This window comes from Lysinibacillus sp. 10T31 (assembly GCF_056394365.1).
On the sequence record NZ_JBFTHS010000180.1, the window covers coordinates 1 to 499 of the forward strand.

Genomic DNA, 499 nt, shown 5'->3' on the forward strand with positions numbered 1-499 from the left:
CCACAGGAGCTTGCGCTGCTGCGCAAAATCGATTGCACGCAGGTTCAGGGGTTTCTGATTTCCCATGCAGTATCGTCGGACCAGTTCCAGCAGTTGCTGACCAATGATGGTCCGGCGACATTTTATTAATTTTCTGGCCTGACCGACGCTCATCAAACATCAGAGGTACTATCCATCCTGCACCGACTCTTCACTATCCTGCGGATATCCTTAATGAAACACGACAACGCCCTCCTGGAGAAACTCACCCGCAGTTCATTGCGACTGAACAAAGGGTTGGTGGTGTTGCTCGGAGTGGCATTGTTGCTGATCGGAACCAGCTATTGGTCATGTCAACGTCTGATCGAGGAGCAGTACGACGAGGTCCGCTTTCACTTTTCGCGTTTGATGGGAAACATTCGTGAGCAAGAAACCTTTTTGAAGACCTTGTCTCAATACAGCGTTCAGGACGAACTGCTCAATAACGAAAACACCCTGGAGCATCTGCATAAAGCACAGC

The 499-nt window shown here is 49.9% G+C and carries 1 protein-coding gene; it reads left to right on the forward strand.

The annotated features are described in order from the left end of the window. Positions 1-213 precede the first annotated feature (213 nt). Positions 214-499 (forward strand): hypothetical protein (locus tag AC1DCY_RS27475; RefSeq protein ID WP_477355896.1); only part of this gene is annotated, 286 nt, incomplete at its 3' end.